Source organism: Candidatus Marimicrobium litorale, assembly GCF_026262645.1.
Taxonomy (GTDB): Bacteria; Pseudomonadota; Gammaproteobacteria; order Pseudomonadales; family Halieaceae; genus Marimicrobium; species Marimicrobium litorale.
The window spans coordinates 74,168-95,197 of sequence record NZ_SHNO01000003.1 but is presented as its reverse complement, the minus strand read 5'-3'; the positions used below and the strand labels follow the sequence as shown (position 1 = coordinate 95,197).

Here is a 21,030-nt window from a genome sequence, read left to right as displayed (position 1 = left end):
AAGTTGCCTCCAAAGTGCGCGCTGGTGAGGGCGTTGTTGTTAAAAACATTTTGCCCAATGCTCTTAACGCTGTCTGGAATAACTACGCTGGTGAGGGCGTTGTTTTGGAAAGCAAAGGACCCAATGGTCGTAACGCTGTTTCCAATAGTCACGCTGGTGAGGTCGTTGGTTTCGAAAGCACTCTCCCCAATGGTCGTAACGCTGGCTGGAATAGTCACGCTGGTGAGGTTGTTGTCAGTGAAAGCAGCTCTCCCAATGCTCGTAACGCTGTCTGGAATGATCACGCTCGTGAGATCGTTGAAGCTGAAAGCAGCTCTCCCAATGCTCGTAACCCGGTCTGGAATAACCACGCTGGTGAGGTTGTTGTCAGTGAAAGCCCCCTTCCCAATGGTCGTAACCCGGTCTGGAATAACCACGCTGGTGAGGGCGTTGCGTTCGAAAGCTGCCTCCCCAATGATCGTAACGCTGTTCCCAATGGTCACGCTGGTGAGGGCGTTGCCGTAGAAAGCAGATTCCCCAATGGTCGTAACGCTGTCTGGAATAGTCACGCTGGTGAGGGCCTTGAAGTAGAAACCATAACCCCCAATGGTCGTAACGCTGTAGGTCGTTGTGCCATCAGATGCAGTGGCAGGAATCACTAAGTCTTTGTTTGGGTTACTCCTTAGAAGAATCCACACCACAGAAACAGTCGTTCCACTTGTAACGGTATAACGCAAGCCACCGACATCAAAGGCGAAAGCCTGAGCCGATAGCATCGAAATAAGCAAGAATGCGAATGAGGCGAGTACGCCACGCTGTGGTGTTGTTGTGGTTGAGGTCATTAGCAGCATCGTCTGTCATATAACGTTTAGTCGATGTGATCAATAGCAATATCTATGCCAATAGAGGATTGGCGAGTGATACAAGCCATTACGGGGTTCAGTGATAATGAAGGTGTAAGGAAACCTGACGGTGTCGCTCACTTAACTATGCTGAATTGATAGAATCGGAGGGTGACTAATTACAAGCGTCATCGATTCCGCCTCGGCGCCCCCCACCCGATATCATTGCCTATGCCATCTGGCTCTACCATCGATTTAATCCCAGCCACCGAGATGTCGAAGATCTGCTGGCCGAACGCGGGGTCATGGTTAGAAGGTTTACCGAAACTCCGCCCGCTCTGCGCAGGCGTATCAACATTCAAGATAATCGACCCCAAGGGGGAGAGTGGGTAGCTACCCCCTGAAACAGATTCACACCCGACAAACCTGACGTACCCGACGCCAATGTAATTGCTGCAACGCCATGAACTCTATGGAGACGCATCGGGTGCGTCGAGGGCGTCGGGTTAATTTGGCCTTTGTATCCCAGAGGCCCGGTATAGGGTCGGCATTGTCAGAGTGTGGAAACATCCCAGTCATCAATCCTTGCAGCTGCTCTGTTTGCGACACCGGCAAGGGTTCGACTAACCGACAAAAAGTCGGATGCTCTATTCTATAGAAAGGCTATAAGAATCAATAATATGGTGGGCCCAGAAGGACTCGAACCTTCGACCTGCCGATTATGAGGAGGTGGGAGAGAGCCCAACCTGCTCAGTAAGTCGAAGAAAGCTAAGAGAATTATTCAGGCGGGTAGGGCAGGGAAGCCGAGACCGAACGTATGCCGAACCTGGTTTGGGTGGGTTGGTAGGGGTGGTTGGAATAAGTGGAAGATTGCTAAGCGGTTTCCCAGACCGAACTTCCGACCCAGGGCCGAGCCGTCTAACGTGGCGACCAGAATCAGAGAGCGACGGATGCGGCGATTCAAGTCCATGAAGCACGCGCAGCGACTCGAGACTGCCCATGCCGCAGTCAGCAACCTGTTCAATTTGGGTCGGCACCTGGTTCGGGCTCAGCACTATCGGAATCTCAGGACAGTTGCGTATGGTGCTTGGAGTAGGGCAGTGGCTTGAGATTTGGGTGACGGTTTCAATCGCCTTCTGAAGTTAATTTGGCAATACCGACAAGTGCGTCCGGAGAATGGGGTAGGGCAGTTGCGTGAGACTAACGGCTTGATTCCCAGGGACTGGAGAAGTTACCTTATCGATAACCTGCGATTTACACTGACGGTGGACAAAAACCTTGCTAAACAAGCAAACTTTGATCGGCACGTACAAGATGGCGTCTGGCGAAATGCAACGCGAGGACGGTACAGTGGAATATCCTTTTGGAAAAGATGCCATTGGTTTTCTCGCTTACACAATTGACGATTTGGTGTGGTTTGAAGTGAATGCGGTGAATCGCAGTCCCTTCAAGAATGGCGACTGGTTCGGCACAAAAGATGAAAATGAAGAAGCAATGAAAACACACCTGTCGTTTTTCGGCAGGTACCTAATCAAGGGGGATGAATTACATTATATCGTACTAACGAGCTCTTCACCCAACATGGTGGAAATGTCTAAAGGCGGAAATTTTTTCTATGGGGCTACGGCAAGGCTCAATGAAAGAATTTTGCGTTTGACCTCAAAACCTTACCTGGTCGATGGGGTCGAGTGCCAGACTCAATACGTTTGGGAAAAGATGATATTGCCAGTTTAACTTGCGGGGAAAGAAGACGGTACTGACAAGTTAACTTGTTTTCGTTCAAAAAGTGGAAATGGCCAGCGGATATTTCCCACCAGAAAGACCCAAAGTGGAGCTTGATGACACAAATCCGGCTGCACCAGGATAACTTGTGTAGCGCCAGCCCGTGACCTCGAGTTAACTTGTCAGTACCGTCGAGCGAGCTTACTCTGGCTTCTTTCGTCATCAAAAAACCCGCACTAGGCGGGCTTGAGAAGGCTCAGGGTTTATGCAGCTCACTGATGCCCAGTAACCAACAGTGGGCTGGTTGGAACGGGTGGGTTCACTGGTATCGTAGCGGATTGCGAGGTTTGATTGATCAACGCAACCGCTTTCAACGGTTTTGGCTATACGTCATAAACACACTCAAGATGACGGGCAAAGCACGCTATTAACCTTTTCCATTAATTGATTTTCGCTAAAGGGCTTCGCAATATAGCCTAGCGCGCCCGCCTTGAGAGCTTGCACTATAAACTCCTGTTGTCCATCCATTGTTAGCATAATCACTTTTGCCCCCTCGGGTACAATCTCCTTCAAGGCCGTAATTCCATCGAGTTCCGGCATGTTGATGTCCATGAGAACCAGGTTGGGTTTATATGTGCGAAACTGAGAAATAGCTTCATTTCCGTTACTGGCCTCAACAATGTTAGTAATTCCATTGTCGTTCAAAAATTTTGCGGCAATCACGCGCTCAAACCGAGAATCGTCTGCAATAAGAATAACGAGTTTTTCCTTTCCCAACGAGCAATCCGTGTTTGAATCCACAAAGAGCGACACGTAAGACATTTGTGCGTCCGGCATTTGCTCAGTTTCAAGTGTGATTTCATATACTAGGGATTCCTGTGTGCCATCGGCATAGACGGTCGCGCTGTTAAGGGTTATCTCGGCCTCACGCGGTTCCTCACCCTCAAGCCAGGTTAGTACAGCATTGGGTGGGACTTCAGAAAAACTATTGGCCCCTTCCTCACTCCAGAACGCCTCAAATTCAGAGGCCGTGAAGTAAGCATGTTGCCGGTAAGGTCTGTCGGTGAAGCCAAAGACATCGCGAGTGAACGGGATTTCTAACGTGGTATCGGACGTCATTTGTGCCGTCGCTGCCGTCTGTACATACAGCCATTCTGGCGGGCTGACATTGGCCGGCTGGATCGGGTTGGCGGGAGGATCAACCGGTGACAGATCAAAGCTATCGTCGTTGTTACTGTCGCTGCAGCCGCTGGTAATCAGCGCGACACATGAGGAAAGAAGTAACGCAGTAGCCAATCTTGCAAGGTATATCATTCGGTGTTCCTAGAAATTGTGTACAACTATTAGATAAGTTAACGATTGAAAAATTCCGAGTCAAGTTAACTCAGATTCGCTCCAAATGTGGAAACCACAAACCAAAATCTCGTGAAATTACAGCCCAATGTGGGGGTCAATGACATATTTCTGGTCAGTCTAGGCTCGATTGTGTAGCGCCAGCTCGTGACCTCGAGTTAACTTGTCAGTACCCTCGGTGGCTTAGGTTTAAACGACAGTAGAGCCAAACTGCGTAGCTGATGATATGGGGTCGGAATCTGTGCCGTTTGTAGGTATTCATGGGCCGATTCTAGCCCAAATCCGCGACTTAAATTGGCAGTACCGTTAAGTTTTCAGTACCCTTTGCTTACAGCGTTTTCAGCCTTCCGTAGTAACGACTTGATGATGAGTTCGCATCAAAACGTGCACCACGGTAAATGGCAGACTGCTAACGTTTTCGTTTAAGTTCAATTCGGAATACCATAGCGTTCGCACCGGGTTCTGAGTAGATCAGCTGCATGGTATCTCGATTAACCAATTGACCTCCGAGTGCTCCCATATCATCCTGTTCGGCAATGGAGATCGAAGTGTTGTTGAACCCGATAACTCCGACGAAGGGTTCTTCATCCTGACTGATCAATTTGCCGATCTTGGTTGTCATGGGTTGCTTTTTATCGACATGTCTCCAGGCATTTTTCCCTCTGAAATATGGTCCGTCTTGTTCAACAATTCGAAACTCCGCTTCTGCCATTTTGTGTCCACCATGCAAGTACACTTTATACGTTCCGACCCAATTACCACGCAAATCAGGCAGCCCGTCAATTGGATCGGGAGCCTGCTGTTCGGCATTCATCGGCACTCCCATAGTCGCTATAATAATTGTTGCCGCACTCAAGAACGAAATTTTGCGAAAAATTCCCATATTATTCTCCTTGATTTGCTAGGTTCTCTTAGTGAATTAGGCCATTGGGTACTATGATGGCCAACGCCACACACTTCAACAAAGCTCTCCGTGTTATGTGCGGGAACGATAAAGGTGCATAGAATCTTACGGGTATCCGCTCCAGCCCAATTTATTCTTATGGTTCACCTAGCCTGACCTCTCAATCAGCCTTCAAACGCCCTTCTCGCGACATCGCCCCAATTGCGGCATGTGCCTTCTGCATTCGTGACAACAGGTGTGGCGAAATTTGCCCGTTGCGCAGTTTTGAAGCGTCTATCGGCGTCGGCAACTCCTGAAGCAGCCCACAAATTCTTGTCAAAGAATAGGACAAATAAACGGCCTGCTGGAAGTCGATTTCCTCACTGATAATGTGGGGGGCAATGACATATTTCTGGTCAGTCTAGGCTCGATTGTGTAGCGCCAGCCCGTGACCTCGAGTTAACTTGTCAGTACCCCAGGCGAAGGATTAAACCATTTTCATAGCTTGAACGCTGCCAGCTGGAAGAGTGGATAAACGTTTGCCCATAGCGAAGAAAAAGTTCCATAGCAGCGCCCATGTGAGAGCAGCTCATGAGGGCGAAACCGTAGGTGCCATAGGTAGCAAGGTCTATATCTTCACCGATTCTAATCGCTAGCGCAGGGTCCCCAACCATTGCCACGGCTGTTTCAAGCACTTCATGCACGGAAGGAGTTGATTGTGCGCTTGTAGCGGAATCACGGCGTCCAGCGGCGGCCTCAATCACTTCAAGAGGATTGATACCCAGGCTTTGCAGCCTGTCGTGAAAGGCCTTAACGGCTAACGCCTGCAACGTTTCATTGGCCATGGAGTCTGGTCCTCAAAGCCTGAATCTTCGTTTACTTGCGGACCATAATAGCAATCATTTTTTGCGCGGTTTCCATGCCCGAGTTTTGATTCTGCCCGGTGATAAAACGTTGCTCGGCATCAATAGCCACGTGGGTCGCGAAAACGTCACGAAAAGCCGTTTGGCTTTCAAAAACCGCACCGGCTTTACGCAGCTCCGTTTCGGGGTGCATGGGGGTGAGTTCGATACCAAGCTCTTTAACCTGTTTGTCAGTGACCCCGCTCATGGCGCGGCCGGCTATCAGTTTGTTGCCACCAAGATCTTTGACGTTGATAAAGCCCAAAGCCCCATGGCATACCGAGCCCATAAGTGGTGCTTTGGCTCCGTAGTAAGCTTCGCTGATCTGTTGTGCCAACACCTCAGAATAGCCCAGGTCGTATGCCGCGCCCCAACCGCCGACGAGAAAGATGGCGTCGTACGCGGTGAAATCCACATTGTCTATGTTCAGGGAGTTTTCGACTTTGGCCAGCAGAATGGGGTCGTTGAGATAACGCTTGTCTTCAGGGCTGATCATGACGCGGCCCAGGCCGCTGGGGTCCACCGGAATTTGACCGCCCTTGATACTAGCAACCTCAATCTGCATGCCTGCATCCAGAAAGCTGTAATAGGGGTGTGTTAACTCTGAAAGAGCGATGCCGGTAGGGTCACCTGTCGTTTCCCCTGCGGCATTAAGTACCCCGTGACTGGTGGTGACTATCAAAGCACGCATGCCGGCAGGCAGCTGATGGGTTTCGCCTGTGTATTCGGGGTGGAGGCCTGCCTGGTGCATGATGGTAGGCAAAGACAGAATGAATACTGCGAATATGGCAATGATCGCTGCCCCGCCTTTCAGTAACGTGCTTTTCATGGTGTGACCTCTGATGTCAACGAACTCAGTTATGGGTGTTTGTCTTTTCGTCGTGGGTCGAAAGCTGGGAGTATAGTTGCGGCTCAAGGGATGGGGTATATCATATTCGGACATGTGGGTTTGAGGACTCTGGCAAGAACATAGTTTTGCGCACTGGAAAAGGCATGTTTCCTGTGTCTGTACCAGGTATGGGGTTTTAGGCTCTCGGAGAATGTCCGAATATGATAACCGCGGGTTTGAGCGCGTAGATATAATCCAATTCACCTAAGGAGATTGAAATTCCAGGCTTTGGCCGCCTGGTGAGAGGCTGTGTCATGCTGAAAAAATTAGCTCTGGCTGCGTTTGCTGTCCTTGCCCTGGGCGTTGGCGTTGTTGCTGTTGGTTATCACGTCATTCTCGACAAAATTGGCCCTGATTCCACACCGCGGGATTATGCCCTGCAAGACGACAATAAAGTTGTGGCGCCCGTCGTTCAGGCAGTTGGCAAAGACGATGCGCAGAACGCTGATCAGCACGTCAGGGCCGTTGATGCTGGTGACGGTGAATTGAACCTGTATTGGGGAGAGCTGCACCTGCACACCGCTGAAAGTTTTGACTCATCAATGATGGGCAACAAGCTAGGTGTTGAAGATGCCTACCGTTTCGCGAAAGGTGAAAGCTTGATGGGCGCTGGCGGTGAGACCATGCAGTTGAGTCGCCCTCTGGATTTTGTGGCGATTACCGATCACGCTGAAAGCTTTGGTATCCGCACGCATTGCAACGATCCAAACCTGTCGCTGCTCGAGCGAGCGGCCTGCTGGGTCATGGCCCAGGATAACCCAATATTTTTAGGCATCATTGTCGAAAGCGCTCGCGGTACGGCCGACCCCGGAGATCCTGCGGTACCGGCAGGTGTCTACCAGCCAAAAAGTCGTAAGGTTCCGGGTGCGGATAGATTTCCTACCTGCAAGTGGGGTGGTGGCACCGTCGAGCGGTGTTATGACAATGTCAGTAAGGATTGGGCTCGCTATGTCCGTCTTGCCGATGACTATTACGAGCCAGGGGAGCTCACCACACTCATTGCCTACGAATATTCGCCCGGCATGCCGGACCAGGGTAAACATCACCGCAATGTCATATTTCGTTCCAATGTCGTGCCTGAACGATCTATTTCGAGCATTGATGCGCCCAATGCGATTGAGCTCTGGAAGGGGCTTGAAGCCAATTGCGATAAAGCCGATGGCTGTGACTTCCTGACCATACCGCATAACTCCAATAAAGCCTGGGGACTGACATATTCTCGCTACACCTATGATGGTCAGCGGTATGGTGAAGATGATTGGCGTCTGCGTGAAAGACGTGAACCCCTGGCTGAGATTTTCCAGAACAAAGGTGCTTCAGAGTGTGCGCTGGGTGTTGGTGCCACGGATGAAGAGTGTGCCTTTGCGCAGGTACTCGATCCCTGCTTGCCGGGTGAACTCGCCGGCTGCGCCTTTCAAACCGCATTCGTTCGTCAGGGTTTGAAGGTTGGCTTGGAACTTGAACGAGAGCTGGGCTTCAATCCACTACAAACTGGCGTTATAGCAGCCACTGACAATCACAACGCCAACCCGGGGGCTGTAGAGGAATGGGACCACCGTGGGTCCGTGGGCACCATCTCTTCGCCCGCAGTGCGCCGCCTTGCCGGCAACAGCCGGGGGGAAAAAGCGTACCAATCCTTTCTCAAATTCAACACCTCGGGCGGCCTGGCCGCGGTATGGGCGCCAGAAAATACCCGCGAGGCTATCTTTGATGCGCTGGCTCGCCGCGAAACCTATGCCACCTCCGGTCCGCGCATCGCGCTGCGTTTTTATGCGAGTTGGGATATGGATGAAGCGATGATCGACGACCCCGGTCTGGTGCAACACCTTGAAGCTGCAGCCGTGCCTATGGGGTCGGTTCTTTCCAGCAGACAACAGCCAGGGTCGCCGGAGTTCATTGTCTGGGCGACTCGGGATCCCATGGATGCCCCACTGCAGCGTATTCAAATGGTCAAAGGCTGGATTGATGATGCGGGTCAAACCCATGAAAAAGTAGTTGATATCGCCTGCGCCGATGGTCTCCAAGTTGATCCAGCAACTGGTCGCTGTCCCGACAATGGTGCCACGGTTGACCTGACAAGCTGCCAGTTCAGTGCTGGTTCCGGTGCCACTGAATTGAAAACTCTCTGGCGTGACCCGGACTACGATCCCGATCAAAGTGCATTTTACTATGTGCGCGTATTAATGAATCCAACCTGTCGCTGGTCCAGCTATGACGCCATTCGTCTTGGCCGAGAACCAGACCCCCGTATACCGGCAACCATTCAGGAAAGGGCCTGGTCTTCGCCGATCTGGTCACGCCGTTAACGATAAACTGTTGAGAGCAAAGACATGACGCTGCAAGACTATCAATTAGACCTAAAAGGTTACTACCAAAATTCCAACTGTCCCACCGAGTATGGTGGCGTTAGACGCCAAAAACACGCAAGAAGCCCCGGCCTGAATATTCAGCCGGGTGAGAGCCTGAAAGTTACCTCACGCCAGTTTGCCGGGGACCGGTGGGTGGTGGGAACCTTTAACGCTGACAACCGGCTATTTGTCTTTGGCAGCTCTGTGCCTTACCAAGCTGATGTGTCTATTGGTTGGGGGGAGGAGATTGACCCGGTTACTCTTGAGACGATTAAAGCATCACCCGAATTATCCACAGGTGGGCACAATTGGTGTGGTGGTGGCGCTGTCCTGGCCGATGGAAACATTATCGCAGGTTTTGGTAACCGTATTCATAAACTGAGTCTTGACCTTGAGCCTATTGCTGAAATGGAACTGCCGGTGGATCATGCGCACAACGGTATCAGTCTTTTGTCCGATGGCATGATGATCACCCGCAACCTTGAACACGATCACAGCAAAAAATCAGTCTTCACGATTTTTGATCCAAACACGCTGAAGGTGATTAATACGGTTGAGTTCGTGGGTGCCTCTATCGGCCGCTTTTGCGTGGACCTGACACCGGAGGGTGAATACGTTTACGCGACCACACCTACCCATATTCATCGCTTGATCTATAAAGACCAAAATCTGGTTCTGGATGAAAACTGGAGCGCCTCCTATGACCTGCCCGGTGAAGACCAGAGCTTTGCCTGGTGCAATACCGTGGGTGATGACAGTGTCTGGTTCATGGATATGGGTGACACCCCGCCACTGGAGACGATTATGCGTGCCTACCCTGTTGGCACCAAACCAGTGGCCTTTTCCAAGCCCTGTAGTGCTCCGGTGCGTGTACACAGAGTATCCACTACAGACACTAGTTCAACCGATGTGTTAACGCCGTTTGATTTACCCAATGGCGGACACTCCGCATCCCCGCTGTATGTTCAGGATAAACGGATTCTGTTGACCTTTGATACCGCCAACCGGAAAACCGGTGCCTGGCGATTTAATGGCCCGGGAGACTTCGAAGAATTGTGGGTTCATGATATCGGCAATTCTAACCAGGTGTTGTATTACCCCGACACAGGAGAAATTGTTCTCGACGATGTACTGGAAGACCAAACCGTTGATGCGGTGGTGGTAGATATTGAAACCGGGGAAGAAAAAGGCCGCGTCGCCACGGGAGCACTTTTCGCCGCATGTATGTCCGCCTGCCCGGGCTTAAATCGTGATTACTACTCGACAAGTGGCCCTCACGGGTTGCTTTATCGAGTTTACGTTTCTTAGCGATGCCCTAACGGAAAGATACAGAGAAAGTACATAAAGGCGAAAAGAGTAGAAAAAATGAAATCAAAATCGATAAAAATGCTTCTTGCCTTGGTGGTGGCGCTAGTCGTTGCCGGCGGTAGTTATTGGCAGATCAACTTCAATAAAGACTGGCGTGAGCAATATGCCTATGCCAAAGGTGTGAACGCGATGATTTATGCGTTCCCGTACCAATTAAACACAGTACTTCGCTATAAATGGAGTCAGCCCACGGGGCCTGAAGGTTATCAGGGGCCAGTGGATGCGGTAAACAAGTTCTGGCATGCGACCTTTGTCGATCCTAAAAACTATCGCGACGGTGGCACGCCGAATGCCGATACGCTCTACTCACCAGCCTGGGTATACGCAAAAGAACAGCCGATCATTATTAGTGTGCCGCCGATTCCGGGCGACCGATATTTTTCGATTGAGCTGGCGGGTTTTGATTCTGATAATTTTTCCTATATCGGCAAGCGCACCCACGGTAATGGTGGCGGCAATTACGCCATCGTGCCGCCGGGTTGGCAGGGAGTCTTGCCGGATGATGTGGAGTTTGTGGCCCATAACCCAACCCCTTGGTTTTATGCTATGGCCAGAATTTATTCTGACTTCAACGACCCCAGTGATCACGCAGAGGTTGCAGCCATGCAGTCACAAATGCAGATTGTGGCCTTGAGTGACTGGGGTAAAGATAATCCGCCGCGGCCTCCGCATCCGCCCGTCCCTGATGTAGGCGAGTTCAGTGAAATGTTGCTTGAAGAAGATGTCATTGCCTACATGAAAAAAATGGTGATGTCTGATCCCTTGTCTTTTTGGCACAACGTGAACCGGGCGATGACTGCCAATGGCGTTCCGGAGCGTGATCAACGCTATTTGAAAGATTGGGCTGACTTACATATTGGGCCGAATCAAGATATATACCAAGCTGACGACAGCGTGCGTGCAGGCTTAGCGGCGGCTGTATTCGATGCCACGATGATTCTTCGTGACTACAGTACGCCTGAAGAAAGAAGGGTCAACGGTTGGGGTGTGACGCCAGTGGGCTTCGGCCGCTCCGGTGTGCATGGTGACTTCTATATACGCGCAGCTATACAGTCGATGCGAGGTATTGTCGCCAATGATGCCGAAGAAGCCATGTATATGGGGGCGAGCCAAGACCAGCACGGAGACGAGATTAATAGTAGCCATACCTACGAAATCCACTTTAAGCCTGGCCAAACCCCGCCCGCCAAGTATTTTTGGTCGCTCACCATTTACGACCAGGACGGCAACCTGATGCTTAATCCCTATGACCGCTATGCCATCAGCTCTCATGCAAAGGATCTGACCTATGAAGCCGACGGCAGCCTACGCATTTTCATCGGTGGTACACCGCCTGAGGGCAAGATAGGCAATTGGTTGCCGGCGGGTGAGGAAAAAACGCGCATCTCCTTACGTGTTTACGGCCCGGAGAAAGCCATGCTCGAACGCACTTGGAAGCCGCCTCAGGTGACACGGCTTTAGTGTGGCAGCAGCAAGAGAAAGAGGGCCGGACAGTATGAAACGCGTAATAGTCACCGGAGCATCCAGTGGTCTGGGCCGAGCGATTGCGCTCAGGTACGCCAGGGAAGAGGCGGACATTTGTATCGCTGATGTCAATATGGACGGTGCAAAAGAGACTCAGGCATTAGTTGAATCCGAGGGTGGTAAAGCCTGGATATTCTCCCTGGATGTAAGAGTGCCGGAGCAGTGGGAGATCCTCAAAGCCGAGGTTCAGGCCCGGTGGGACGGGCTGGATGTGCTGGTCAACAACGCTGGCGTTGGTGCCGGCGATAGAATCGAACAAGGGCACTGGGAAGACTGGGAGTGGATTATCGATATCAACCTGAAAGGGGTGGTGTTAGGTTGCAGGGCGTTCACTGCAATGATGAAAGCCCAGGGTAGTGGCCACATTCTCAACACGGCATCATTGGCCGGCCTTATGAATCTCCCGGGCATGGCCTCCTACAACGTGACCAAGGCGGGCGTTGTGGCGCTAAGCGAGACGATCCATTATGAACTGGAGCCCTATGGCATTGGCGTAACAGTGTTGTGTCCGAGCTTTTTTAAAACGAATTTGGGCAGTTCGCTGCGTACCACTGACCCGACTTCCAAAGAACGCCTAGCTGAATTGTATGAGGCCTCAGAGCTGGATGCCGATCAGGTGGCAGATATTGCTTTCCAATCAATGCAAAGGAATCAGTTGATCTGCAACCCCCATCAACTGGGTAAGCGTGCTTATTTCGTAAAACGGTATTTGCCCTGGCTCTTTTCTTTTGCGATGCGTAAGGCGGCTAAAGAGACTAAGAGGGGTGACCCCGGGTTGCTATCCTTCAAAGGGATGCAATAGACCCGCGAAACAGAGCGAGCAAAACCATGAGCGAATATAACAAGGTGGCCCGCATAGGGGCCGACGAGGATCACAAGCATAGGATCGGTCGACCGTGGGTTTTGTTGATCGTTGGCATTAGCTCGATTCTTGCAGCCTGCTCCGGTGACGCAATCCAACAGACCAATGATAGTTTCCCGGCTGCCGCCGATGTCCTCAACGATCCGGTTGTTATTGCAGAAACCGCCGAGCTTAATGTGGTGATTGCTGAAAGGGCTGCTACCGGTAATCTGTCCGCAAGTGTCTTTGACACAGAGACAGAGCTGCTGATTCGCGAAGGCGGCACCCCATCTGCCCCGAGAACACTGGTAGAGTCGGGCAGGGCAGGGGCGGACGCCGACACCGACACCGATACTATACCTGTGGAGCGCAAGGCGTGGTTCGGTGATCTTCACGTCCACACTTCCTTATCCTTCGACGGCCACTCCATGGGAACGTTGGCGGGCCCCGGTGACGCTTACCGATTCGCACGCGGCGAACCGGTCTGGAATCCCGGGGGCTTTGATATGCAGTTGTCCCGGCCGCTGGATTTCTACGCGGTGACCGATCATGCCATGTACCTCGGTGTCTTTGAGGCTGCTTCGGATACCTCCACCGAGTTTTCGAAGACTGATTTCGCCCAGCCCTTTCACGAATTTAACGCGCCGGATAAAAACGGTACTGACGTATTCAGCACGTTAAAACGGTTTCTCGCCTTTTCAAATTTCCTGCCCACTGCGACTTCAATGATCCGCGCCGGAACGCTGGGCAGGGAACAGACCCTGGGTGTCATTCGCAGCGCGTGGAGCGATACCGTCGAAGCTGCAGATGATTACAATGATCCAGGTGCGTTTACTACCTTTGTCGCCTACGAGTACTCATCGTCTTCAGCTGATATGGGCAACCTGCACCGCAACGTGATCTTTGCCGGTAGTAACCGCCTGCCGCGCGAGCCATTCTCACGATTCCACTCCATCAATCCTGAGAATCTTTGGCAGTGGATGGATGACCTGCGCGCAAAAGGAGTGGAGAGCCTGGCGATACCGCACAACTCCAACGCATCGAACGGCCAGATGTTCAAACTGGTCGATTGGGCCGGCAACCCGCTGGATGATGACTACGCGAAGCAGCGTATTCGCAACGAGCCGATCGTGGAGATTACGCAGATCAAGGGGACTTCGGAAACGCACCCGGCGCTGTCGAGCCGTGATGAGTTCGCAGGCTTCGAGATCATGCCTTATCGTGTCGCCACCAACGCGCTGAGCCAGGTTGAGGGTTCCTATGTACGGGATGCGCTTCGTACCGGTTTGGCATTGGAGCAGCAGGGCATTGCCAACCCGTATCAGTTTGGCTTTATTGGCTCCAGCGATACCCACTCGGCGGCCAGCCAGCCGGACGAAAAAACCTATGTCTCCAAGCTGAGCCTACTGTCCAGCCAGCCTGAGCAGCGCGGTTCGGTACCCGCAACCGGTTTGGCGAGTGAGTTTGCGCACTACCTTACTAAGGCGACCTGGCCGTTCAACCCTACACCCCAGGGCAAGGGGATGTATACGCGCATCAACGGCGATCTCTACTCCCGTGGCGCTAATCCACTCTATGGCGCTTCAGGCCTGGCGGCGGCCTGGGCTGAGGAGAATACCCGGGAGTCGATCTATGATGCGTTTCGAAGGCGGGAAGTCTTTGCTACATCGGGGCCGCGCATCTCGCTGAAGTTTTTCGCGGGTTATGGGTTTGATCAGAGCATGCTGGCATCTGCTGATGGGAGCCAGCGAGCCTACGCCAACGGCGTCAGTATGGGCGGGGAACTGTCGGCCAACGCAGAAGGGCAGGCACCGGGCTTTATTGTGATGGCCGCAGCGGACCCCGAAAGCGCCCCCCTGCAGCGCGTGCAGGTCATCAAGGGCTGGATCGATGTCGCTGGCAACACCCATGAGGAAGTGATGGATGTCGCCTGCGCCGGTGGCGCGGCGGTAGACCAAGCGACGAAACGTTGCCCGGACAACGGAGCCCGAGTCGATGTTTCTGACTGTTCGATCAACCCGGAGACCGGTTCGGAGCAACTGGTAGCTTTGTGGCACGACCCCGACTTCGACCCATCGCAGCGTGCGTTTTACTATGCGCGCGCGATAGAGAATCCCACCTGCCGCTGGTCTACCTGGGATGCGATTCGAGCCGATCGAGAGCCGCGGCCAGACCTGGCCAGAACGCTGCAGGAACGCGCCTGGTCTTCGCCGATCTGGATTGCCCCGAGGGGTTGATCGGCAACAAAAAAACACGAGAGTTTTCATATGCTTGAACCAGAGAACAATCCCACTGCCTCTTACCTGGTTGACCCGTCGCGCCTGCTGCGCTTTTTAGTGTCAAAGCGATTAAGCGGATTTGCAAACGCCGGACGGAGAGCGAAGAAGCGAGTAGCTGTCGAGAAGAAGCGCAAAGCCCAAGGTCTGCCTCATGTAGTGGAGTATTTCCACCAGGTGGACGATCCCTACTCGCACCTGATGGCGCAGGTAGTCGCGCAGTTTGCCGAGAGTTATGACATTGAAGTTGTGCCGCATCTTATCCGCGCAACCGGCGGCCGCAGCCAGCCTGAGGAAGAAAAGCTGGCAGTTTGGGCACGGCGTGACTGTGGATTGATAGCGCCGCATTATGGCTTGAGCTTTCCCGATAATGCTGGGGTGGTGCCTGAGCCTGAATTGCAGCAGGCGGCTAATCGAGCGCTTACAAAGCTTGGCGCAAAAGATTTTCTAAATCAGGTTGAAGGTATTAGCACCAGCTTATGGTCAGATGGCTCTATCGATGCTGGTCAGGTGACTGTGGAGGAAGCTGAAGCGGCTCTCGAGGCAGGGTCTGCGCGCCTTGCAGAATTGGATCACTATTCAGGCGCGATGCTCTACTATGCTGGTGAGTGGTACTGGGGCGTTGACCGACTGTTTCACCTGGAGGAGCGCCTGCGTGAATTGGGTGTGTGTAAAGAGCCAGGTCAGCCCTATATTGCACCCCGGCCTGAACTGGACGTTAGGGGGGTTGATGCCAGCGGATTGCAATTGCATTTCTTCCCCTCTCTGAACAGCCCCTATACCGCAATCATTTATGACAACACAATCGAGCTCAGTCGGGCCTGCAAGATAAACCTTCACCACAAACCTGTTCTGCCGATGGTAATGCGGGGCGTCCCTGCCCCCCCGAGTAAGGTTGCCTATATTTTCTTTGATGTAAAACGCGAGAGTGAATTTTTGGGTGTGCCTTTTGGGAACACGGTAATAACGATTGGCGAGCCTACCCGGCAGTCCTACTCACTAATGCCCTGGGCCAAGTCGCTCGGTAAAGATGTAGAGCTCCTCAGCACCTTATTGCGCCATGCCTTCGCAGAAGGCATAGCGTTACACAGAAAGAAGAATATCAAACGAGCGGTAGAAGAGGTGGGGCTGGACTGGACGGAGGCCCTGAAGCACCTTGGCGGTGAAGATTGGAAGCCGTTCATAGAAAAACACCAGGATGAAATGGTGGAGGGCATGGGCCTTTGGGGTGTGCCTTCCTATCGGCTTTGTGGCCCAGCGGGTGAGCCTGATCTCGAAGTGTGGGGGCAGGATCGTTTGTGGCTGGTGGCAGCAGAGATTCGACGTCGCGCCTCGCTTTAGTGTTTCTCCAACCTGATTCCTTATATTAGTGTTTTTCCAACCACTGGATTTATGATGACTGATCTGAGACTTGTAGGCAGCTCGGTATCGCCCTATACACGTAAAGGGTACTGACAAGTTAACTTAGACTCACTCCAAATGTGGAAACCACACACCAAAATCTTGGGAAATTACAGCCCAATGTGGGGGCCAATGACACATTTCTGGTCAGTCTAGGCTCGATTGTGTAGCGCCAGCCCGTGACCTCGAGTTAACTTGTCAGTAACGTCGATTCTATCAATATCAGCGCTTTAACTTGTCAGTACTCTGCAGACGTTAAACAGTTCTGTCAGCTTCAGATTGCGCATGAGAAGGACGAGCACTTCTGTTGTATGTTTATGGACAGCCAGCACAGGCTAATAGCCTTTGAGCGGCTATTTAGCGGCACCGTTGACGGCGCTAGCGTTCACCCCAGAGTAGTTGTAAGGAGAGCCTTGGAGCTGAACGCGGCTGCAGTGATCTTCACTCACAACCATCCCTCAGGGGTGCCGAAGCCGAGCACGAGTGACATCAATATTACCAAGCGGCTAAAGGATGCCTTAAGCCTAATTGATGTCAGGGTTCTTGACCATATCATTGCCGGAGCAGCCGATACTGTTTCCATGGCTGAAGCAGGTCTGTTGTAACCCGATAGCACCGTAACTGGTGCTATATTTTTTTGTAACCAAGATTACGAATGAACATATGTAGGGACGATGCACATTGTCGGCAGTGAGCACTAACGCCATATACCCCAACCTATATTAATATTTGGAGCTAACCAGAGCAGCAATGACTTTAAGTATCTTTAATTACTACTATGGTGCTCATCAGCCCTTACCCACAATTCCCACTCCAATTCTTTAGCCAGCAGTTTCTTATATTTACGTTCCAAATTAGCCAAGACTTTAGGGCTCTTCTGACGCGCTTCTGCAACTTGATAACGCCATTGTACTTTTCCTGCTCGTCTGGCATACCAATATGGGATAATTGGCGAAAAAGCAGTACCGAAGACCCCCTTCTCTTTGAATTCATATCCCTCGGGCAAATCAGGATGCATTATGACGCCCTTACAAGCGCTATTATTATCGAGTAATTTTTGTACATAGGGGTTGGCGCTAAACTGTTCATTATTGTGCGTCTCAAAACTTGTAGCGAGATCTTCGTGAGAGGCCCTAAACCCAATTTCTTCGAGCCCATCGGCTACGAGGCCCCAACCCTTTGTCCAGAGAACCAAGAATGGCGCTAACATAAGGACTGGAAAACTGAAAAAAACAATGAGGCCTATTATCACCGTGCCAAAGCAAACACCGAACCATGCGAGCTGTACAGGAAAGGCGGCGACAATCATTACTAAGCCTAATAGTATTTTTAGTAGCCCTATAACTATGTACACGTAGTAGTCTCTCCTAGTTAGTTAAATTGGAGTATGAATTTGGGAAGCACTTACTGCAGGCATTGTCATTTGTGATGCATGGACCACCCCTGCACAAATCCTCATTCCATTTTTTAGTTGTACTAACAATCAGATTAGAGTCCCAAGCTAAATAACATTACTAGTAAATGACTTAGCAGATGATTTCTTTAGTACTCCCACTCTTCATGAGCCAACGGTGAGGAGTTAAGAGCCTTCTGCCTTACAAGTATAGGACAAATAAACGGCCTGCTGGAAGTCGATTTCCTCACTGATACTGCCAACTGAGCTGTAGAAATTCTCGAAATATCCGCCTATGGGCCTGAGACGTTGTTGGCTGCGGTGATCTCGCAATTCATATCCGTCCATTCCTGAACGAGAGCCCGCAGTAGCCCGTGCCGTGGGTTTTTCAGTGGCGTTTTTGCTGATATGGGTTTGGGAGTTCGCTTCCTGCGAAAAGATACAGCGTGGCAGGTGGCGCCCTGGTTGGGGGCACCAGGAGGGGCCGGGCAGGGACATCCTGTTCCTTCTCGCGAAGATGAGCCAGGATCCGGTCGATGACGTCCTGCTCCTCGATGCAAGCGATGACTTTGACAGCCCCCCCGCAGCGACTGCAAACCTCAATGTCGATATTGAACATACGCTTGAGTCGCTGGGCCCAGTCAGTACCGGAGAGTGGGCAGCTACCCCCTGAAACAGATTCACACCCGACAAACCTGACGTACCCGACGCCAATGTAATTGCTGCAAGGCCATGGACTCTATGGAGAGGCGTCGGGTGCGTCGGGTGCGTCGGGTTAATTTGGCCTTTGTATCCCAGAGGCCCGGTATAGGGTCGGTATTGTCAGAGTGTGGAAACATCCCAGTCATCAATCCTTGTAGCTGCTCTGTTTGTGGCAACGGCAAGGGTTCGACTAACCGACAAAAAGTCGGATGCTCTCTTCTATAGAAAAACTATAAGAATCAATAATATGGTGGGCCCAGAAGGACTCGAACCTTCGACCTGCCGATTATGAGTCGGATGCTCTAACCAGCTGAGCTATGGGCCCCGGAAAGGGCCGCTATTATAAAGAAGAATCGCCTTAGGCACATCCCCCTGGTGGCGTCACAAACTCGAAAGTGGATTGATGGTTCGAATCGTTTGTTTTCGCAGCAGGGCTCATGCCGATGAGATTCCGTCTGACCGTGTTTGAGGATCTGGCCAGAGGGCGGAGAGACCGTTTTATTGTACTGCAGGACAGTCCGTCTGTGGTTCCCTTGCACAAGCCTATGGATATTGGTGTCCTGGGGCTGTATTTTAAACGCAGTCTAGCCGCTGAAGGCCGTTGGTCAATATTGGCGCGCTGCACAGCGCAGGTGATCATGGGAAAAGAATAGGACAAACAAACTATGCTGTACGTTCTCAGGAATACGAAATCGATATCACTGCTATTACTTGCAGTAGCGATGCTCGTCGGTTGTAGCGATAGCTCTAACAATGAAACCTCTACTACCAACTGTGGGCAAGCGGCGGCAGGCGCGTTGCAGATTTGTCTGGGGGAATACAACGAGGCGCAGCGTGAGTGCTACGAAAATTTCGGTAGCGCCTGTGATGCCGGCTCTGCAGCATATATATCTGCCAATGATGATCTGGAGGATGCAGTACGGGGCAGCTGTAATGACGGCGATTTTTTGGGGCTTTCTCAGGATGCTCTGGTCGGTCGTTTTCAGGCATCCTGCAAAGCGCAGTCTGACTCTCTTGCCTGGCGCACTTACGGCGGACCTCAGGGGTCTATATGGCCCGGTGCGTCCGACGAGCAGCGTGCGTGTTTGCAAGATGCGCAGCGCACGGCGAGTGACTACTTCAATAACGCGCTGGACTCGATTGATCAGTGCCTTAATGCAGATGATTGTGATGTTGCGGCGGTGAAAGCTGAAAGAAAGATGCGGGCAACTGAGGCCGCTGCACTCATCGGTAGCAGTTGTCCGGGGCTGGAGCAGCTTATTTCCCTGACACCCGAAATCTATGTCGAACGGGCTGACGACCAGATCGATTGCATTATGTCGACCGCCCACGAGGATGCATCAGAGCTGAGCCCCACATGCGGTCCATCAAACGTCGATACAATGCCAGTGCGTGGAGAGTGGACACAGATTGTCCTGGAAAATGACAAATGGGGAACCATGTGTGGCGATGGCAGTGATTACGCCTTCCAGTTACGCCTTGCACCAGAGGGCTATCCTGTCGACCGCGTTTTGCTGTCGCTCGCCGGTGGTGGTGTTTGCCTCTTCGAGGAAGATTGTAGAAACAGTCTAGCAAACAACCCGGAGTTGTTCAGGGCACTGGATGATCCTGCACCTGAATTCGCAGAAGGCCTCGGTGGGAATACGCCTGACAATCCCTTCGCTACGTGGACACAGGTCTATTTCCCGTATTGCAACCGCGATGTATTCATCGGCGGTGGTGTTGTCGAATCCTTTGGCGATTTCGATTTGCCTCGCTATGGCGCCATTAATCTGCGTTCCAGTATCAGGAACGTGCAGGATATTCTATGGAAACTGATGGACGAATCGACGGAGACCGGTTTTCGCCCTGATGAGTTGATCGCGCTGTTTGGCGGATTCTCGGCAGGCGCCTACGGCACCCTCTATAATTACCCCTGGGTGCTGGATGATTTGCAGTGGCCCAGAACGGCGGCGTATCCCGACGCGGGCGGCGCACTGGACAACGGCACACCGGCAGGCATAAGCAGCCTTGCACCCATTAAAATTCCCGCCTGGGGCGTTCAGCCTTATCTCCCTCCTTATTGTGTGTCCGGCGAATGCATTATAGGTCCCGTCAATTATGAAATTATCTCGCCTCGACTAAAACAGGTGCCGGAACAGCAATATCTCATCCTGTCCAACCAGAAAGACAATACCCAGCAGGGTGATGCATTTTTTACCGATGAGGCTCTCTGGATCAATACCATGCGCAGTGCCTATTGCGAAACGAAAGATCTGTCGGGCATTCAGTGGTATCTCACCAGCGATTCTAAAAACAGCGTACACGTTGTATCGATACGTGATGAGTTTTACTACGGCGAGGTAGCAGGAGAGCGCATGGTCGACTGGCTATGGCGAGCGGTTACCGATCCTGATTCCATATCCGATTGGGCTGAAGAGGGTGATTTTGTTACGGATATCCCCGGATCAAATCCGTTTCCCTGCGAATTACCCTAGCGCCGTTTGAAAAAACGGGCGTCTCTGTTCTGACGTGGTAAAAGACGCGCCGGGCTGGCCGCTTTCAGAAGTTGTGATAAAAAAGTATTTGTGCGAGAACGTTGATTCGCTTACTGCAAAGCGTTGACTA

General features: G+C 51.9%; 16 protein-coding genes, 1 tRNA gene and 3 pseudogenes. 11 read left to right on the top strand and 9 right to left on the bottom strand.

All coding sequences use genetic code 11. From position 1 onward, the window contains the following. Window positions 1-821 (bottom strand): leucine-rich repeat domain-containing protein (locus EYC82_RS18035; protein ID WP_279251026.1); only part of this gene is annotated, 821 nt, incomplete at its 3' end. A 905-nt stretch (window positions 822-1,726) separates the two neighbouring features. Between EYC82_RS18035 and EYC82_RS18250 the strand changes: the two are divergent. Next, a pseudogene (locus tag EYC82_RS18250) lies at window positions 1,727-1,930 on the top strand (IS6 family transposase); the annotation flags it as partial. Window positions 1,931-2,099: 169 nt separating this feature from the next. Then, entirely contained in the window at window positions 2,100-2,555 is a 456-nt protein-coding gene (locus EYC82_RS18025) for a lipocalin-like domain-containing protein (RefSeq protein ID WP_279251025.1), read from the top strand. 390 nt (window positions 2,556-2,945) lie between these two features. Here EYC82_RS18025 and EYC82_RS18020 read toward each other — a convergent pair whose 3' ends face one another. The 5 genes and pseudogenes from EYC82_RS18020 to EYC82_RS18005 form a co-directional block, all read right to left on the bottom strand. Then, window positions 2,946-3,857, bottom strand: a complete 912-nt coding sequence (locus EYC82_RS18020) for a response regulator (protein ID WP_279251024.1) — start codon at window positions 3,855-3,857, stop codon at window positions 2,946-2,948. A gap of 214 nt (window positions 3,858-4,071) precedes the next feature. Beyond that, window positions 4,072-4,158 (bottom strand): annotated as a pseudogene (locus EYC82_RS18245) (IS6 family transposase); the annotation flags it as partial. Between the two features lie 147 nt (window positions 4,159-4,305). After that, a complete protein-coding gene (locus tag EYC82_RS18015; protein ID WP_279251023.1) occupies window positions 4,306-4,779 on the bottom strand; it encodes a hypothetical protein in 474 nt (157 codons plus the stop codon). Between the two features lie 467 nt (window positions 4,780-5,246). Next, a complete protein-coding gene (locus tag EYC82_RS18010) occupies window positions 5,247-5,624 on the bottom strand; it encodes an AraC family transcriptional regulator ligand-binding domain-containing protein (protein WP_279251022.1) in 378 nt (125 codons plus the stop codon). A 31-nt stretch (window positions 5,625-5,655) separates the two neighbouring features. Next, complete coding sequence (locus tag EYC82_RS18005) at window positions 5,656-6,510, bottom strand: type 1 glutamine amidotransferase domain-containing protein (RefSeq protein ID WP_279251021.1); 855 nt, start codon at window positions 6,508-6,510, stop codon at window positions 5,656-5,658. Between the two features lie 314 nt (window positions 6,511-6,824). Here EYC82_RS18005 and EYC82_RS18000 point away from each other — a divergent pair, with 314 nt between their 5' ends. From EYC82_RS18000 to radC, 7 genes are all read left to right on the top strand, one after another. Further along, the gene (locus EYC82_RS18000) at window positions 6,825-8,876 is read left to right on the top strand and encodes a DUF3604 domain-containing protein (protein ID WP_279251020.1); all 2,052 of its coding nucleotides are present in this window, start codon (window positions 6,825-6,827) and stop codon (window positions 8,874-8,876) included. 24 nt (window positions 8,877-8,900) lie between these two features. Beyond that, on the top strand, window positions 8,901-10,226 hold the full coding sequence (locus tag EYC82_RS17995; protein ID WP_279251019.1) for a hypothetical protein: 1,326 nt from the start codon (window positions 8,901-8,903) through the stop codon (window positions 10,224-10,226). A 57-nt stretch (window positions 10,227-10,283) separates the two neighbouring features. After that, window positions 10,284-11,747, top strand: coding sequence for a DUF1254 domain-containing protein (locus tag EYC82_RS17990; RefSeq protein WP_279251018.1), 1,464 nt, complete (start codon window positions 10,284-10,286; stop codon window positions 11,745-11,747). Between the two features lie 34 nt (window positions 11,748-11,781). After that, complete coding sequence (locus tag EYC82_RS17985) at window positions 11,782-12,612, top strand: SDR family oxidoreductase (RefSeq protein ID WP_279251017.1); 831 nt, start codon at window positions 11,782-11,784, stop codon at window positions 12,610-12,612. 26 nt (window positions 12,613-12,638) lie between these two features. Beyond that, entirely contained in the window at window positions 12,639-14,888 is a 2,250-nt protein-coding gene (locus EYC82_RS17980) for a DUF3604 domain-containing protein (RefSeq protein ID WP_279251016.1), read from the top strand. A 30-nt stretch (window positions 14,889-14,918) separates the two neighbouring features. Further along, complete coding sequence (locus EYC82_RS17975) at window positions 14,919-16,268, top strand: DsbA family protein (protein ID WP_279251015.1); 1,350 nt, start codon at window positions 14,919-14,921, stop codon at window positions 16,266-16,268. Window positions 16,269-16,543: 275 nt separating this feature from the next. After that, entirely contained in the window at window positions 16,544-16,933 is a 390-nt protein-coding gene (gene radC, locus EYC82_RS17970) for a RadC family protein (protein ID WP_341475075.1), read from the top strand. 161 nt (window positions 16,934-17,094) lie between these two features. On the opposite strand, the gene EYC82_RS17965 is transcribed toward radC, so the two are convergent. The 3 genes and pseudogenes from EYC82_RS17965 to EYC82_RS17955 form a co-directional block, all read right to left on the bottom strand. Next, on the bottom strand, window positions 17,095-17,682 hold the full coding sequence (locus EYC82_RS17965) for a hypothetical protein (RefSeq protein ID WP_279251014.1): 588 nt from the start codon (window positions 17,680-17,682) through the stop codon (window positions 17,095-17,097). Window positions 17,683-18,109: 427 nt separating this feature from the next. Next, window positions 18,110-18,361, bottom strand: a pseudogene (locus EYC82_RS17960) (hypothetical protein); the annotation flags it as partial. A gap of 310 nt (window positions 18,362-18,671) precedes the next feature. Then, window positions 18,672-18,748 (bottom strand) — tRNA-Ile (locus EYC82_RS17955). 118 nt (window positions 18,749-18,866) lie between these two features. Here EYC82_RS17955 and EYC82_RS17950 point away from each other — a divergent pair. After that, window positions 18,867-19,076, top strand: a complete 210-nt coding sequence (locus EYC82_RS17950) for a hypothetical protein (RefSeq protein ID WP_279251013.1) — start codon at window positions 18,867-18,869, stop codon at window positions 19,074-19,076. 12 nt (window positions 19,077-19,088) lie between these two features. After that, window positions 19,089-20,900: a pectin acetylesterase-family hydrolase gene (locus EYC82_RS17945; RefSeq protein WP_279251012.1), complete on the top strand. Its 1,812-nt coding sequence runs from the start codon at window positions 19,089-19,091 to the stop codon at window positions 20,898-20,900. Window positions 20,901-21,030: the final 130 nt, after the last annotated feature.